Genomic DNA, 16,304 nt, shown 5'->3' with positions numbered 1-16,304 from the left:
ATTGAGATGCGGCAGACCCTGCCCGGGGGGAGCAGCCACCCAAGGCTGTAAATCCTGGGCCAAGCGTTCCACCAAAGCCACAGAGCGATGCTGACCACCCGTACAGCCGATGGCAAGGGTCAGGTGCGGACGACGTTCTGCTTGGTAATGGGGCCAAAACGCCTGAATCAGGGAGAAAATGTGCGCATAGGTGGATTGGGTAACGGGATCCGCGAAGAGAAACTCCTGCAATCGGGGATCCTGCCCGGTGAGGCGGCGCAGATGGGGCTGAAAAAAGGGATTGGGCAAAAACCGCACATCAAACATCAGGTTGGCATCCGGGGGAACGCCGTACTTAAAGCCGAAGCTGATCAAGCTTAGGTTGAGGGGTTGGGGGATCCCTTGAATCAGGGCTTCCAATTGTTGCCGTAGCTGCTGGCTGTTCAGATCCGACGTATCCAGCAGGTGGGTACACCGCTCTCGGGCCGGACGTAGGGCTAGCCGTTCTAGTTCGATCGCCTCCAAAAGTCCGCGGGCGGTGGATTGCTGGGGATGAGGACGCCGGTGGGCACTGAGGCGGTTGAGCAGCACCTGGGGGCTGGCCTCCAAAAATAAGAGGGGGATCCCTTGGGCTTGCAACCACGCATCCAGGGCGGGTAACTGCTCTAGGTAGTGGGACTGCCGCAGGTTCAAACTGATGGCTAAGGCAGAGTGATGGGGGCGCATCGCCTCGATCAAAGGAATAACCTGGGCGGGCGGGATCCCTTCTAGGCCCATGTAGCCCAACTGTTCCAACTGCTGAATAGCTAGGGTTTTGCCTGACCCCGTCAATCCTGCAATCGCCAGAATCGGTGTTGCTGCTTGCATGGATCCCATTCTAGGGCTAGGCGGAGCGCTCGGGTGAGGGATCCCATAGGTCTTCAGGAGGTTAGGTTAGCTAGGTCAACTGAGGGGAAACTTGGGTTTTCGTCTTGCTGCGCGCTGGCTGAAGCAGGGCAGCAGTAGGACAAAGATCCGCCAGAAAACATTGCTCACACAGAGGCTTACGGGCATCACAGATCGCCCGCCCGTGATCGATCAACCGAATCGACCAGTTTTCCCAATCCGCCTGTGGCAACAACTGCATCAGATCCTTTTCAATCCGCACAGGATCCTCATGCTCCGTCAGGCCCAGGCGGCGGCTGAGGCGCTTGACATGGGTATCGACCGTCACCCCAGCATGGATACCAAAGGCATGGGCCAACACCACATTGGCGGTTTTCCGGGCCACCCCCGGTAGGGTGAGCAGTTCCGGCATCGTGCGCGGCAGCTCACCGCCAAAATCCGTCAGGATCTTCTGGCAAGCCCCTTGAATGTGTTTGGCTTTGTTGCGGTAAAAACCAGTGGAGTGGATCAAAGACTCGATCTCCTCCCGTGGGGCCGTTGCTAGGGCCTGGGCATCAGGAAACCGCCGAAACAATTCCGGTGTGACGCGGTTCACCCGCTCATCCGTACATTGGGCGGAGAGGATAGTAGCCACCAACAGTTGTAGCGGTGTTTCGTACCGGAGGGCACAGGTGGAGTCGGGATAGTGCCGCTTCAGCCGGGTCAAAATCTCCACAGCCCGTTGGCGCAGGGTGCGTTTGCTCGCCATGGTGCAGCCACTTAGCCCGATCCGGTGACGATGGCGATCGTGTCTTTGAAGATCAGCACCACCCCCAAGCCCAGCAGGAGAACCAAGCCGGTTTGCATCACCCGGTCTTCCAAGTGCTTGGGCAGGCGCTTACCCCGGATCCCTTCCAGGATTAAAAAGGCGATATGCCCCCCATCCAAAGCCGGCAAGGGCAAGAGGTTGAGAATGGCCAGGTTAATGCTGATCAAAGCGGTGAAATTAAACAAGCTGGCGGCATCGTCGCGGGCCAAATCGGCACCAATCTTGACAATGCCGACAGGGCCGGACACTTGAGTGGCCGTACTCTGGAAGTTTTGCAGCAGCTGGCGCAAGCCGTTCACGTTCAGCATCACCACCCGCTGGTAAGCATTGCCTGCCTCGGAGAAAATTTCACCCAAGCTTTCGGCAGGGCGCAGGGCTGTTTCCTGATTGGGAGATAGGCTTACCCCGATCACTACAGAGTCCTCGCGGGCTTGGGGGATCACCGTCAGTTGCACGGTATCCCCTTCCCCTCGCTGAACTTCCAGGAGGATGGGCTGGTTTTCGCTGCTGCGGATCAACTCCTGAAAATTGTTCAGGGCCGAGAGAGCCGCCGTTTCATCCGCCACGGTAGTGTAGTCTTGATCGGCAGCCCGCAGCACCACATCTCCCGCCTGTAGGCCCGCCACCTGCGCCGGACTCTCGGGCATCACCTGCGGGATGAGAATGCCGGGATGGATGCGAGCCACCGAAGGGATCCCCATCGAGGCAAACATCAACACCAACACCAGGTAGGCGAAGACCAAATTGGCCATCACCCCCGCCACCATCACCACCAGGCGATCCAGAACAGGGCGATTTTTTAGCAGATCGGGATCATGTTTGGGATAAGGACAATCCTCATCTTCATCAGGAAAACCGACAAAACCCCCCAGCGGCAGGGCACGAATCGCGTACTCCGTTTCCTTGCCCTGGTAGCGCCAGAGAACCGGCCCAAAACCGAGGGAAAAACGATTCACATGGATCCCTTGTAGCTTGGCTGCCGCAAAGTGGCCCGCCTCATGCACCAGGATCAGGAGGGCAAGAATGGCAATGGAGATGAGGATAAACATAGGGTAGAGGTGAGAATCCAGGAACACATCGGTCTGAAGGCCAAGAGAATGGGCAGCCTCAGAACACCTGTTCCACCTCTAAAATGTCGGGAATGCTCTCCCGCAATTTCCGTTCAATGCCCATTTTTAAGGTCATGGTGGAGCTGGGGCAGGCACCACAAGCCCCTTGCAGGCGCAGTTTCACCACCGGGCCGTCGATTTCCACCAATTCCACGTTGCCCCCGTCGGCCATCAGGTAAGGACGCAGCTCATCCAGCACTTTTTCGATGTTGGCGGGATTCAGTTCCAATGCTTGTGCCATATTGCCTTCATCCTTGTTCAGATTTTGATTGTAGCGATTTCTCCACAGACTGCTCAAGCGAGGGTGGGATCGCTATTATTCAGCATAGTCTGCTTCTTCCTTGGGTCTGTTTGCCAGCCTCACGGGATCCCTCGAACACAAGTGACTAGAATAAGAAGCAGATTTGCCCATTGCTAGCAGCATCCCAAGCACATTCTGAGCAGGGCCGCCTTCTTCGCTATGCTAGACGCCTTACTGATCACGATTTTTATGTTGGCCGGGGCTGGCCTCGGGTTTTATGGTCTGGATCTGCTCCCTCCCGCCGTTACTCAGGGAGCGAATATCGAGGGGGCCCGTATTGTCACTAGCGGCTTTGGGGTCTTGGCCGGTCTGGTACTGGGATCCATCGTGCGCTGGAGTTATCGACGCTTTGAGGCCAATGTGCGCTCGCTGCCGCCGGATGTGTTGATTACCCGCTCGGTGGGGTTGGTGATTGGGTTGGTGATTGCCAATTTGGCCATGGCACCCGTCTATTTGTTGCCTTTGCCGCAGGAGCTCAACAACTTTATTGAGCCGCTGGCATCGGTATTTTTCAGTTTGGCTTTTGCCTATTTGGGGGTGAGTCTGGCGGATACCCACGGCCCCTCGCTATTGCGGCTGTTCAACCCCAACTATGCCCTGCAGGCAGCCCTTTGGGCGGAGGGCAATGTGGTGGCCGCCAGTGCCAAGGTTTTGGATACCAGCTCGATCATCGATGGTCGCTTGGCCCAGTTGATTGAGACCGGATTTCTGGAGGGCACGCTGGTGGTGCCCAGGTTTGTCCTGGCGGAATTGCAAACCATCGCCGACAAAGCCGATGCCCAAAAAAGGGAGCGCGGACGGAAAGGTCTGGATACCCTACAGGCGCTGCGGCAAGCCTATCCAGAACGCTTTGTGATTCACGAAACCGATTATCCCGATTTGGCTACCGTAGACGACAAGCTGATACGCCTCACCCAAACGGTAGGGGGTACCTTACTCACCACCGATTTCAACCTGAAAAAGGTGGCCATGGTGCAGGACGTGAAGGTGCTGAATGTCAACGAGCTGGCGGAAGCCCTGCGGCCCCTCTATATTGCCGGCGACAGCCTCGACATCAAGATCACCCGGGAGGGGAAAGAACCGGGACAAGGGGTGGGCTACCTGGATGACGGCACAATGGTGGTGGTGGAAGAGGGGCAGCGTTCTCTGGGCAAAACTCGCTCTGTGGTGGTCACCAGTGCCATTCAAACCTCAGCGGGCCGGATGATCTTTGCCCGTCTTAACTCTGCAGGTACCGCTGCCAGCTCTCCCCCTTCTGTGAAAGCCTGAGGCTTTGGCGTATGGTGGCCTCCTCTCGCCTGAGCGTTCTGCGGCCCGATCCGCTGTTCTATACCCAGGATCGGCAGAAGCGGTTCTGGAGTTTTTACTGGGAAGATGCGGAAAAGTATGCCATCCACCCGCAGCAGATCCTCTCCGGGCAACAACCTTGGGAGCTGGCCAATGCTGGCGAGTATGAAGCTAAGGTCAGTCAGGTGTTTGAACAGGGGGATCCCTTGCAATGTCAGTGTCAGGTGCTCTCCCCCCGCTACAAGCTGCACCTTCACCTTTCTCTAAATCCTGTGCGGGATATGGAAGGGGAGGTGATTGCCATCTCAGTGGTGGGCAAGTTGCTGGGGGCGACTCCCTTTTCGTTGACAGGACGCGCTAGTCTTCCCACTAGCCCTCTGAACCCTGTGGCTGCCGACCCGGTGCAGGGGATCACGACGCAGCTGATGCGCAACATCCGTCATTCGTTGGACATTCGCCAATTGTGTCAGCAGACGGTGGATCAACTGGGGCAATTGTTTGGGGTAGATCGCTGCTTGATGGCCCTTTACGAAGTGGGACATGATTCTTTGACTATTGCAGCAGAGTATCGCCAACACCCTGAAGCGGGATCCCTGCTCAACCAAACGCTGCGGCTGGCGGATTACCCCCATCTATTGCAAGCCCTCAAACAAGAGGAACCGGTCGAGGCGGGCCGCAACCTCGTGATTGCCATGTCCTACCAGGGCTATGCCAACAGCCTGCTGTGGTTGGAGATGCTCAACCCGGAGGTGGATCCCATCTGGCAGTCGGGCCACATTCAAGTGCTGCAAAGCATTTCTACCTACTTGGGTACCGCCATTGCCCACGCCATTCTGTTGGATCAAAGCCGCCAACTGGCCACCCGTCTGCAACTGGCCAACCAAACCCTGCGCCAAAAAAACAAAGAGCTGGAATATGCCCGTGCTCAAGCGGAATCCGCCAACCAACTGAAGAGCCAATTTTTGGCCAATACCTCCCACGAGTTGCGAACCCCCCTAAACGGCATCATTGGCTTCATCAAGCTGGTGCTGGACGGGATTGCCGAAAACCGGGAAGAGGAACTGGACTTTTTGCGAGAGGCCTATCGCTCCGCCCTGCACCTGTTGGCCCTGATCAACGATGTCCTGGATATCGCCAAGATCGAGGCAGGCAAAATGCAACTGGAGTCGCAACCCTGTGATCTGGAAACCCTCTTTAAGGATGTGGAAGCCAAGACCAGTTTGCAAGCGAGCCAAAAGGGCTTAAAACTGAGCTTTCATCTGCCCAACACCCCCGATCAAATTCTGCTGTTGGGGGACTACCAACGCCTGTTGCAGGTGCTGCTGAATTTGGTGGGTAATGCCATTAAGTTCACCCCAGCCGGCTCAGTAACAGTACGGGCTGATATCATTCCTGGCAACCCCTTTCGCGCTCGCATTCGCGTGATCGATACTGGCATTGGCGTGTCGTTGGAGAAGCAGCAGCGGCTGTTTCAAGCGTTTAGCCAAGTGGATGGCTCCACCACCCGCCAATACGGGGGTACAGGGTTGGGGCTGGCGATCAGCCAACGGCTGGTGGAGGCGATGGAAGGGGAGATGAACTTCTACAGTTTGGGAGAAGGGTTGGGATCCACCGTCACCTTCACGGTGCCCCTCTACCGCAAACCAATCCTGGGTGGGGAAGAGGGTCAACCCACTGCTGCTCTGCCTGTTCGTCAACCCATGGCAGGTGAACCCGTGCCAGAAGAGCAACCCGAGGAACGGGAAGATACGGATCCCACCTTGGTGCCCTTCCCCAATTCGCCCAAGCGGCGATAAGATCCCATGCCCTACCCCCGTAAACGGTTTGGCCAACACTGGCTCAAAGATATCTCTGTTCACGAGGCAATCCTACGGGCTGCCAATTTGGATCAGGCCCAAGCGGGTGGGGATCCCCTCTGGGTGCTGGAGATCGGCCCCGGTACGGGGCAGTTAACCCAACGGCTATTGGCCCGAGGAGTCGAGGTTCTGGCGGTGGAGATCGACCGGGATCTCTGTCGGTTGCTCCAAAAACGCTTTGCCGACCAGCCTCGCTTCCATCTGGTGGAGGGGGATTTTCTGCGTCTGCCCTTGCCCCAAGAACCTCGTCTTTTGGTGGCCAATATTCCCTACAACATCACCAGCCCGATTTTGGGGAAGGTACTGGGATCCCCGGCCCACCCCGTGCAGCAATTTGAGCGTATGGTTCTGCTGGTGCAAAAGGAGCTGGCGGAGCGTCTTCAGGCTACCCCTGGTAGCAAAGCCTATGGAGCCATGAGCGTGCGAACCCGCTACCTGGCCGAGTGTGAACTGGTTTGCACCGTGCCCCGCAGCGCTTTTAAGCCCTCACCGAAGGTGGAATCCGCTGTTATTCGTCTCAGCCCCCGGCCTGCCCCTGTGCCCGCCCGGGATCCCCGCTGGTTTAACCAGTTGATTCAGCGGGGGTTTTCCACCCGCCGCAAGAAACTTCTCAATGCGTTGCAGGGGTTGGTGGATCGGAAGCGTTTGTCGGCAGCCTTGACACAGCTTAACCTCAACCCCGATGCCCGGGCGGAAGAGTTGGATCTGCCGGACTGGCTGGCCTTGAGCGATTTGTTGCTGGATGAAGTGGAAAGGACAGCCCCTGCGCACCGTCAGGAGGAAGAACCGCGCTAGGGTGAGAAAGGTGACCCACAGGAGGGCGCACCGAGGATTCCGTCTGGATTCAGTTTTTTTCCCAGGAACAGAGCTATGCAGGGCAAACAGATCTTGCTGACCGGAGGTACAGGTGGGTTGGGATTGGGGGTAACCCCGGTGGTGCTGGCCACAGGCGCAGAACTGACCTTGCCCTATCGCAAAGAAAAGGATCTGCTGGCTCTGCGAGAAACCTTACCGGCCAATGCCTTGGAGCGGATTCGCTTTGTGCAAGTGGATCTACTGGATGAAACCGCAATTGCGCAGATGATCGACAGTATGCGGCGGGTGGATGGGTTAATCCATTTGGTGGGGGGCTTTGCTATGGGGCCAACCCATGAGTACAGGTTGGAGGATTGGCGCAAAGATTTTGATCTCAACCTCACCACCACCTTCTTGGTCTGTAAGCACAGCCTGCGGAAAATGTGGCAGCAGGGTTATGGGCGGATCGTGACGGTGGGATCCCGGGGAGCGGTGGAGCCAGGCCCACAATTGGCCGCCTACTGTGCCTCTAAAGCCGGGGTGGTTGCCCTGACCCGCAGCATTGCTGCCGAAACCAAGGGTACGGATATCACAGCCAATGTTGTGCTGCCCAGTATCATCGATACCCCGGCCAATCGAGCCGCCATGGGATCCGAACAGGCCGAACTGTGGGTCAAGCCGGAATCGCTTGGGCAAGTGCTAGCCTTTTTGGTTTCTGAAGCCGCACGAGATCTGCGGGGTGCAGTGATCCCGGTGTATGGGAATGTTTAATTTGATTTGAGAAGTAGGGATCCCTTACGGCTGTATCTCAAAAACTAGGAGAATCAATCCCTTGGACGAGGGGAGCAGAGAATCAAATCAGAATCAAATCAACTGGAGGGAACCCTAACTGCCTATAGAGATTGCAGAGATTTTTACAGGGATCCTTCGTGCTGTCCCAATCCACAACCCTAGGGGGTGTCCCGATAACGGCGGCTGATCCCCTGCGCCAACAGCACAAACAGAACCAGGGATCCCTGAATCACCCCTGCCAAAGAAGATTCCAACTGTAACGAGAGGGGCAGTTGCAGACTACCGATATTAAGGCTGCTGAAGAAAAAAGCAATCGGCAAAATCAGCAGCGGGTTAAACCCTGCCAACATCACCACCAGCAAAGCCAAAAAACCCAAGTTACTGGAAATATTCGGGATGAGGCGATGGAACAGAGCCAAAACCTGCAAAGCCCCCGCCAGTCCCGCCAAGCCCCCACAGCAACCGAAGGCCATCATGAGCCGCTGCGTTGAAGGGATCCCCAACCGGAAGGCTGCCAAAGGATTTTTCCCTACCGCCCGCAACTGCAAGCCAAAACGGGTATTGCGCACCACCATCACCGTCAGGCCCAAGGCCAACAGCGCCAGCAGCAAGGCCACCGGACTGGCTTCCGAACGGCCCCAAGTGGGCAACCACAAGCTGGGATCCAACAATTCCGTCCCACTCATGGAGGCCACCCCCGGTCGTTTCCAAGGGCCAAAAATGAGGTATAGCACCCAACCCTGAGCGACGAAGTTCAGTCCTAGACCCGCGAAGATCTCGTTCACCCGCCCAAAGACATTCAGGATCCCAGCCAGCCAGCCCCAGCCCGCTCCCCCCAGGATCCCTGATACGAGCGCCAAAGTGATGGCCAGAGGCGGTGGCAGATGGCCATCGTCCAACCGCAACAGGAAGGTCGCCGCAATCGCGCCGACGGTAATCTGCCCTTCAATCCCCAGGTTGTAGAGGCCAGCAATGAAGGTAAACACCAGCCCACAGCAGCAGAGGGTCAGGGGGGCCAAGGTGGCCAAAACCCGGCCAAACTGAGCTTCTGTGCCAAACGCCCCACTCCACATACTCCGGGCCACCTGCAGCGGTGAGGCCCCCACCAGCAAGATCACCACCGCCACAAACAGCAGCGCCGCTAGCAAAGCGAGTCCTTGAAGGATCCAGGTGCGTTGGATAGATGACATTGAGATGGACATGCGATTCCTCTTTCCCCTCTAGGGATCCCCAATCGACTGTTCTGAGGGCACGACTGGCTGAGTGGGTGGATCTTCAGGCGAATCCAGAAGAGTAGAGCCAAGACGGCGCATCAGTTGCCATCCCTCCACCTCCGCCAAGAGTTGTAACCCCAAAGAGGTCAGCTCTACCTGTTCGGCTTGCACCGGTGATACCCAAAGGTGGGATCCATACTCCCCCTGCACCAAAGCCTGATCATCCACCCAAACGCCCGGATTAGGCGTATAGAAGGCAACTGCTTGAGCCTGACAAACATCCGGTAAGCCGCTACGCCCGATATCCACCACCGTCTCTTGGGATCCGGGTAGCATCTGTTCCCAGTCCATTTGGGCCAAAGCGGGGTTGAAATTGCCGAAATCGGGCCGCAGAACAATGGTGCCCAGGGTGAGGATCCCGGCGGACAACAGGGCTCCCATCCACAACCCACTTGCGTAGTGCAGCACCCGCCGCCAACTCCAGATCACCGGCAAGAGAGTATACAAAAGGCCAATCCCCAGCAACGGCCACCCGTGGGGTTGCAAGAGCGCCACCTCCGCCACTTCCAGGATCACCGCCATCCCCAGTCCCAGCAGCAACAGACCCACCGCCGCCAGCCCCCAAGAGAGGATCCCGGCCAAACGCGGCTGCTCTCGCATCTGTAGGGCTTGGTCTAGGGTTACCCCCGCCAAGAGCGCCAACCAGGGGTAGAGCTGCACCGTGTAGTAGGGGGTTTTGGTGGGGTAAATCTGCAGCAACAGCAACAGCAGCAGCGGGAAAGACCAAATCAGCAGCGTGGATCCCGGTTTCTGCCGCACCAGCAAAGCTCCACCTACCAGAGCCAACACCGTCCAAGGAAAGCCATGGGCGGGAATATGCCAGAAGTAGTACAAGCCAGTGGCATCGGCATGAAAGGGTTCGGCTCCCAAATCCCGCACTTTGCCCACCAAAGTGGTGAGGGCTTCCGAGCCATACACTTGCCAAGCCAAGCCCAACCACAGCCCAAACACCCCCACCCCCAGCAATGACGCCAGCCAAAACTGCGCCGCCCCCAGCCAATGACGCCGTTGCTGCACCAAGTAGGGAATCAGGGCTGCCCCTGACAACAGGATCATGGCGCTTTTCATCAGCAGTCCCAAGCCAAAAGCCAGTCCCGTCAGCCAAAACCAGGCTTTGTGGCCCCGCAAGCCGTTCACCAAGGCCAAAATCCCAACCAGCTCCAGACAGGTGAGGGGCACATCCTGACCGACCAGCCGCCCCTGCTGCACCCAGAGGTAACACAAGGGCAGAGCCACCATACCCAACACTGCGGCCCGTACCGGCAGAAAAAAGCGTCCAATCCAGCCAATCAAAGGAATCGAGAGCAACGCAGAGAGGATCCCCGGCAGCCGCGCCGCCCATTCGTTTACCCCGTGCAGGGCAAAGCTGAGGGCCACGCTCCAGGTTAAGAGGGGGGGTTTCTCAAAAAAGGGTTCTCCCAAGAATGTCGGCCCCAGCCAATGCCCCTCCCGCAACAGCTCACGGGCCATCTGGGCATAAAAACTTTCGTCACAGCCATCCAAACTTGGCTCTGCCCCCGATAGCAAAAACAGGGGTGTGGCCAAACCCATGATCAACAGGCTCAAGCCCAAAAACGGCAGCAAATGGGGATCCCGACGGAACTGCATGAAATCGCTAGATCCCGGCGAGTAACCCATCCCCAAGCGGGAAAGAGTACCAAGACCGCCTGGGTTCTGAATTGGATTCTTAAAATGGCGCATGGGACAACCCATCTGGAACGGCAACGAGCAGTGGCACTACACCTTCCCCACTCTAGGCCCTAGACTTTTAGCCCTTGAAGTTGGCGCTACGGAGGCTCTAGGGATCCCTGCCCGCTAGGATACAGTGGCTCCTGTCCAGCATTCATCTGCGGGGAAAACACCGGGAACCAGCCAAAGAACTGATCGGCATAGGGTTGCAGCGTTGGATCCAGATAGTAGAAATTCTCACCCCGATCCGTAAATTCCCAAAATTCAGCAGTGGTGGATTGCAACTCCTGGCGAATAATTTGCAGGCGCACCAAGGGTTCATGGTGCATATCCAAGTAAATGAGTTTGGCCAGATCCTCACGTCCACAGCTGAGGAAATAAGCGGCCAGACGTACCTGAGTTTTGCGGATCCCGCGCAGTGTGCTTTCCTGTTGCTCGCTTTCTGGATCTTGATCCAACCGGAGCAAGATTTGCAAAATTGCTTCTGTGGTGTTTGAGTGGAGAGCACAGCTCAGTTGCGCCAACAGCCCCAAATCAAAGCCGAAGGTTTCTGAGAGAAAAAAGAGGCCAGCCTTGTAGGCAATCAGGCTGTAGTAGCGAAAGTGCCCCACGATCTCCAAAACCAGAGCATCTTGATGGCTGCGAAGTGCGGCCTCGGCCACCATGCGGTACTGCTTGAGCAGGTTGTAGCCGGTGCGAATATCTTGGGTGTTGATCACCGCTCGCAAATAGGTGTTGAAAAACTTCACCACCCATCTGGCCACCAGCTGGTTTTGCCCTTGCAGAGCGCGGATCCCTAGCTCCCGGCTGTGAATCGCCACCAGTGTACTGACCTGGCGCATGCCGTTCAACCCTTCTGCAAACAGGGTCTGGTACTGCCGCAGGATCTTCAGCTCAACCCAAGATCCCTCCGTTTCAATCTGGCGCAATAGCCCCTCGTCCACCGAGACAAAATCTGGATCCCGTCGCAGAGCCGGGCTGAGTAGAAACCAGGGTTGGGGCAGTTGGTCTTTTCGGGCAGCATAAAACAACCAAAAGGCTTTCAGACTATCCAAGGCATCCAAAAGGATGATCCCTTCCTGCTGACGAATGGCGCTGGTGGCAATGCCTTTAATTTCATCCAGTGCCGAAAGACAACGCTGATGGGCAGCCCAGAATTGAGCTGGTACGGTTTTCTGCCTTGCTGGATCCGGCTGGTGCGGGGAGCACCTGTAGGCTGGAGCAGCCAGGGATCCCAAAACTGCCTGCTGCACCTGTTGTTCAATGCGATGGATAATCGAGGCGGGTTGTAGGAAATGAAAGACAAAGTTGAAGTAGGGGATCAGCACCAAAAACGAAGCCGTACCCAGCAGCAAGTTCAGCCCAATCAGGAAAGCCGGTCGTTCGTAGATGCTCAAGGCCATCGAACTCCACAAACTGACCACATTGGCCAAAATCAGAAAAAAGAAGATGTAGAAGTTCACCTTCTCCCGTAAAAACAGCTCCGTCACCTTCGGAGTAAAGCGATCCGCACTCAGTTGCACCACAATCGCCACGACCGAAAGGGTGAACCCCAGTACCCCCGACAACACCTGGGCCAGCGTCGCCACAAATTCGTGCAGTGCACCCGTATCCTGGATTTGCTCAGCCAGAGCCAGATCCAAGCCCCTCTGCACCAACCACCGCCCCCCCAAGGCCAAAAACAAACCGGCCCCCACCACCCAAGCGCTCCAGGGTAAGGTTCGCGGTGTCCGGCTGAGCAGAGTCTGTCCTGGGGAAAGCTGGGGGGATACAGCGGGGGCGGTGGGCATCTCCTTCACGGGCCGTTCTCCGAAGTGAGGGGGCGCCTTAATACTCGCTCAAGAGCGCCTCCACAAACTCGTAACTGGAAAAGGGGCGCAGATCTTCCAAGCCTTCTCCAGCGCCAATGAAGCGAATTGGTAGGTGCATCTGTTGGGTGATGGCCAGAGCGATCCCTCCTTTGGCGGTGCTATCCAGCTTGGTCAGAATCACCCCACTTAGCTTGGCGGCCTCGGCAAACACCTGGGCTTGCCGCAACCCGTTTTGCCCCTGCGTAGCATCCAGCACCAGCAGCGCTTCTACCGTTGCTTCGGGAGCTTTTTTGTCAATGATGCGGCGAATCTTGGCCAGTTCCTCCATCAGGTTCTTTTTGTTTTGCAGACGGCCTGCCGTATCCACCAGCAATAACTCTGTGCCCCGGGCCTGGGCTGCCATCACTGCATCAAAGACCACCGCTGCCGGATCGGTATTTTGGCCAGGATTGGCGATCACCTCCACACCCGCTCGTTCTCCCCAAACCTTGAGTTGCTCCACGGCAGCAGCCCGAAAGGTATCGGCGGCAGCGATCAGACATTTGTAGCCGGATCCCTGAGCGACGTGGGCGATCTTACCGATGGTGGTGGTTTTGCCCGCCCCATTCACCCCGACGATGAGCCAGACATTCAATCTGTCTCGTTGCGGCGCAAATGTGGGATCCCCGATGGTGAGCATTTGTCGCATTTGCTGTTTGAGGTACTTCACCGCCTCTTCCGGGGGTAGCACCTCCTCGCGCATCCGTTTTTGCAAGGCCTGGATGATCCGCTCAGTTGCATCGATCCCCACATCCGCCTGCAGCAGCACCATCTCGATTTCTTCGATGGCATCCTGATCAATGGGGCCACGTCCCACCAGCGCTTTCAGTTGGTTGATCAGGTTGAGGCGGGTTTTGCCCAGTCCTTGCCGCAGCTTCTGCAGCCAGGAAATTTCTTCAGCAGAGATTTCCTCCGGTCTACGTCCTTGTGCCGCCAAGATCTCCGCAGACCAGCGAAAGCCTTCATCAAAAACAAGTTCTTCTACAGGAGCTTCTGAGGATGCTTCTGGAGGAGAAGAGAGGGTGTCGGCGACAGGTTCCGGCTCAGCGATAGCGCTGGCTTCTAGGGCTTCCAGACGCTCTGCAGCACGCGGGGCCAAATCGAAAAAGGCAGGAGTGGCGACCGGTTGTGCAGGGGCAGATTCTGCAGGTCTCTCCTCCACTACTGGAGTAGCGGGCTGGGATCCCTCCGGTTCTGGGGTAGACACGGGAGTTTCAACAGACGCTGGGGCGGAGGACTCCCTTGGAATTTCTGCGGGGGCAGGGGTTGAGGCCACCTCTGGGGGAGGCGCGGCGACCGGGGCTGCTTGAGAGGCTTCACGGGCTTTTAGGTTGGCATAAGCTGCTTTGGCAAAGGCAAGGTAGTCCTCCGGGGCGGGTTCTGGAGCCGCCGGTTCTGGTTGTTGAGCAGCCTCAGTAGGCTTTTCTGAGCCAGCCTCTGGCTGACTTTGTTCGGTGAAGCGGCGACGAAACCAATCGAAGGCCATAATCCAAAATCCAGCCTGACTACTGCTTTCCAGTTTGGCAGAGAGCGGTGGCGCATCGGGTTGACCGATGGTCTAGGACAGTCTACCTATAGGGATGTGGCTACTAACCGGTTGGATCCCCTAGGCTCCCACCTTCAAGATCTGCTCCACAGTGAGAAGGGATCCCTGGCCCCATTCCTGGAGCAACCCCGACTGAATCGAATCCGTGCCCTGAAGAAGTGGAAACGTCCGCCAGAGCCATCGGCAAAGATCAAAGATCTAGATCCGGTAAAGATCTGGAATTCTGTTCTGTTTATTATCTCCCAATCCACCCCACTGACTGGCGGAACCTAATCCGCCGGAATTCCCTAGCGAAGGCATTCCGTTCGCCAAAAGGGAGGATATTACGGATGGTTACAGGGAGTGGTAGGCTGATCGTAACAGCGGGACGGAGTCCTTAGAGCAGACATTCAAGCAAGCTGGGTTTCGCTACTGGGATCCAGCTTCTCTGGGTGGGATCCCTCTGTTCAATTCTCACACCCGACATCACTGAGCACATCAGGAAGGAGCTGAGCCTCAACAATGGTTACTGCCACCGCTACTGCCACCAACATCGGCTATGTTACTCAGGTCATTGGGCCTGTGATCGATGCCGAGTTCCCCAGCGGCAAACTGCCCGAGATTTACAACGCCCTCAAGGTGGAGGGCACCACTGAAAGCGGCCTAAAGGTTAACGTCACCTTCGAGGTCCAGCAGCTTTTGGGAGATAACCGCGTGCGTGCCGTAGCCATGTCTTCCACCGACGGCTTGGTGCGGGGGATGCAGGTGGTGGATACAGGGGCTCCCATTACTGTGCCGGTTGGGCAACCCACCCTGGGTCGCATCTTCAACGTGTTGGGGGAGCCCGTCGATCAGGGGGATGCCGTACAGGCCCAAGAGTTCTCCCCCATCCACCGGGATGCGCCGGAGTTCGTGAACCTAACCATCAAACCCGAACCCTTTGAAACTGGGATCAAGGTGATCGATCTGCTGGCCCCCTTCAAAAAAGGCGGTAAGGTCGGCCTGTTTGGGGGTGCAGGTGTGGGTAAGACCGTGCTCATCCAGGAGCTGATCCACAACATTGCTGAGGAGCACTCTGGTCTTTCGGTGTTTGCGGGTGTGGGGGAACGCACCCGTGAGGGAAATGACCTCTACAACGAAATGAAAGAATCCGGTGTGCTGGACAAAGTGGCGCTGGTGTATGGCCAAATGAACGAACCCCCTGGTGCCCGGATGCGGGTGGGGCTGACGGCCCTGACCATGGCGGAGTATTTCCGCGACACCAACAAACAAGATGTGCTGCTGTTTATCGACAACATCTTCCGCTTTGTGCAGGCGGGTTCAGAAGTCTCGGCACTGCTGGGTCGGATGCCCTCGGCGGTGGGATATCAGCCCACGTTGGCCACCGAAATGGGCAACCTGCAAGAGCGCATCACCTCCACCAAACAGGGATCCATCACCTCGGTGCAAGCGGTGTATGTGCCCGCCGACGACCTGACGGATCCGGCCCCGGCCACTACCTTTGCCCACCTGGATTCCACCGTGGTACTCTCTCGCAGTTTGGCGGCCAAGGGGATCTATCCGGCGGTGGATCCCCTCGATTCAGCTTCCACCATTCTGCAGGCGGATATTGTTGGGGAAGAGCACTACAACACCGCCCAAGCGGTGAAGCAAACCCTGCAACGCTACAAAGAGCTGCAAGACATTATCGCCATCTTGGGTCTGGATGAGCTCTCGGAAGACGACAAATTGGTGGTGGCACGGGCTCGCCGCATCGAGCGCTTCCTGTCGCAGCCCTTCTTTGTGGCGGAAGTGTTCACTGGATCCCCTGGCAAATACGTGAAATTGGAAGATACCATCAAGGGCTTTCAACGCATTTTGTCTGGGGAATTGGATAGTCTGCCGGAGCAAGCCTTTTACTTGGTCGGCAGCATCGAGGAAGCCATTGAGAAAGCTGAGAAGCTCAAGTCCAAGTCTTAGAAATCTCCCGTCAATAGGTTCTGTTTACACCTTCACCGCAGTGGTGCGGAGCATGACCAAGACGTAGTCCTTACGAAAACCAGCGTAAAGCCCCCGGTTTCTAACCGGGGGATATAAGCGCACAGGCTGAATTGATTCAGCCGTGGTGTGGGTCGTTGATGTATTCCAACACCTTTCCAACCGAATGCCGATAAT

13 protein-coding genes are annotated in these 16,304 nt (G+C 57.0%); 5 read left to right on the top strand and 8 right to left on the bottom strand.

The window, feature by feature from the left end; all coding sequences use genetic code 11:
* From rapZ to JX360_RS15680, 4 genes are all read right to left on the bottom strand, one after another.
* Positions 1-846, bottom strand: an 846-nt coding sequence (rapZ, locus tag JX360_RS15695) for an RNase adapter RapZ (RefSeq protein WP_244352819.1), incomplete at its 3' end; no start/stop codon positions are given.
* 70 nt (positions 847-916) lie between these two features.
* Entirely contained in the window at positions 917-1,612 is a 696-nt protein-coding gene (gene nth / locus JX360_RS15690; RefSeq protein WP_244352818.1) for an endonuclease III, read from the bottom strand.
* A gap of 11 nt (positions 1,613-1,623) precedes the next feature.
* The gene (gene rseP, locus JX360_RS15685; RefSeq protein ID WP_244352817.1) at positions 1,624-2,721 is read right to left on the bottom strand and encodes an RIP metalloprotease RseP; all 1,098 of its coding nucleotides are present in this window, start codon (positions 2,719-2,721) and stop codon (positions 1,624-1,626) included.
* A gap of 58 nt (positions 2,722-2,779) precedes the next feature.
* Positions 2,780-3,022: a NifU family protein gene (locus tag JX360_RS15680; protein ID WP_244352811.1), complete on the bottom strand. Its 243-nt coding sequence runs from the start codon at positions 3,020-3,022 to the stop codon at positions 2,780-2,782.
* Positions 3,023-3,241: 219 nt separating this feature from the next.
* On the opposite strand from JX360_RS15680, the gene JX360_RS15675 reads away from it, so the two are divergent.
* The 4 genes from JX360_RS15675 (at position 3,242) to fabG (ending at position 7,791) form a co-directional block, all read left to right on the top strand.
* On the top strand, positions 3,242-4,351 hold the full coding sequence (locus tag JX360_RS15675) for a PIN/TRAM domain-containing protein (RefSeq protein ID WP_244352809.1): 1,110 nt from the start codon (positions 3,242-3,244) through the stop codon (positions 4,349-4,351).
* Positions 4,352-4,362: 11 nt separating this feature from the next.
* Positions 4,363-6,165, top strand: coding sequence for a sensor histidine kinase (locus JX360_RS15670; protein ID WP_244352807.1), 1,803 nt, complete (start codon positions 4,363-4,365; stop codon positions 6,163-6,165).
* A 6-nt stretch (positions 6,166-6,171) separates the two neighbouring features.
* Positions 6,172-7,020 (top strand): 16S rRNA (adenine(1518)-N(6)/adenine(1519)-N(6))-dimethyltransferase RsmA, encoded by an 849-nt coding sequence (rsmA, locus tag JX360_RS15665; protein WP_244352805.1) that lies wholly within the window; start codon positions 6,172-6,174, stop codon positions 7,018-7,020.
* A gap of 75 nt (positions 7,021-7,095) precedes the next feature.
* Positions 7,096-7,791 carry a 3-oxoacyl-ACP reductase FabG gene (gene fabG, locus JX360_RS15660; RefSeq protein ID WP_244352803.1) on the top strand — a complete coding sequence of 232 codons (696 nt, stop codon included), beginning with the start codon at positions 7,096-7,098 and terminating at the stop codon, positions 7,789-7,791.
* Between the two features lie 179 nt (positions 7,792-7,970).
* On the opposite strand, the gene JX360_RS15655 is transcribed toward fabG, so the two are convergent.
* From JX360_RS15655 to ftsY, 4 genes are all read right to left on the bottom strand, one after another.
* Positions 7,971-9,014: an ABC transporter permease gene (locus JX360_RS15655; protein WP_244352798.1), complete on the bottom strand. Its 1,044-nt coding sequence runs from the start codon at positions 9,012-9,014 to the stop codon at positions 7,971-7,973.
* An 18-nt stretch (positions 9,015-9,032) separates the two neighbouring features.
* A complete protein-coding gene (locus tag JX360_RS15650) occupies positions 9,033-10,694 on the bottom strand; it encodes an ArnT family glycosyltransferase (RefSeq protein ID WP_244352796.1) in 1,662 nt (553 codons plus the stop codon).
* Positions 10,695-10,873: 179 nt separating this feature from the next.
* Positions 10,874-12,565 (bottom strand): DUF2254 family protein, encoded by a 1,692-nt coding sequence (locus JX360_RS15645; RefSeq protein WP_244352820.1) that lies wholly within the window; start codon positions 12,563-12,565, stop codon positions 10,874-10,876.
* Positions 12,566-12,602: 37 nt separating this feature from the next.
* Positions 12,603-14,111 (bottom strand): signal recognition particle-docking protein FtsY, encoded by a 1,509-nt coding sequence (gene ftsY / locus JX360_RS15640; protein ID WP_244352794.1) that lies wholly within the window; start codon positions 14,109-14,111, stop codon positions 12,603-12,605.
* A gap of 561 nt (positions 14,112-14,672) precedes the next feature.
* Here ftsY and atpD point away from each other — a divergent pair.
* A complete protein-coding gene (gene atpD, locus JX360_RS15635) occupies positions 14,673-16,109 on the top strand; it encodes a F0F1 ATP synthase subunit beta (RefSeq protein ID WP_244352792.1) in 1,437 nt (478 codons plus the stop codon).
* The last annotated feature ends 195 nt before the right edge of the window (positions 16,110-16,304 follow it).

It is taken from the genome of Thermostichus vulcanus str. 'Rupite' (assembly GCF_022848905.1).
Lineage (GTDB): Bacteria > Cyanobacteriota > Cyanobacteriia > Thermostichales > Thermostichaceae > Thermostichus > Thermostichus vulcanus_A.
This window is presented reverse-complemented; position numbering and strand designations above follow the sequence as displayed.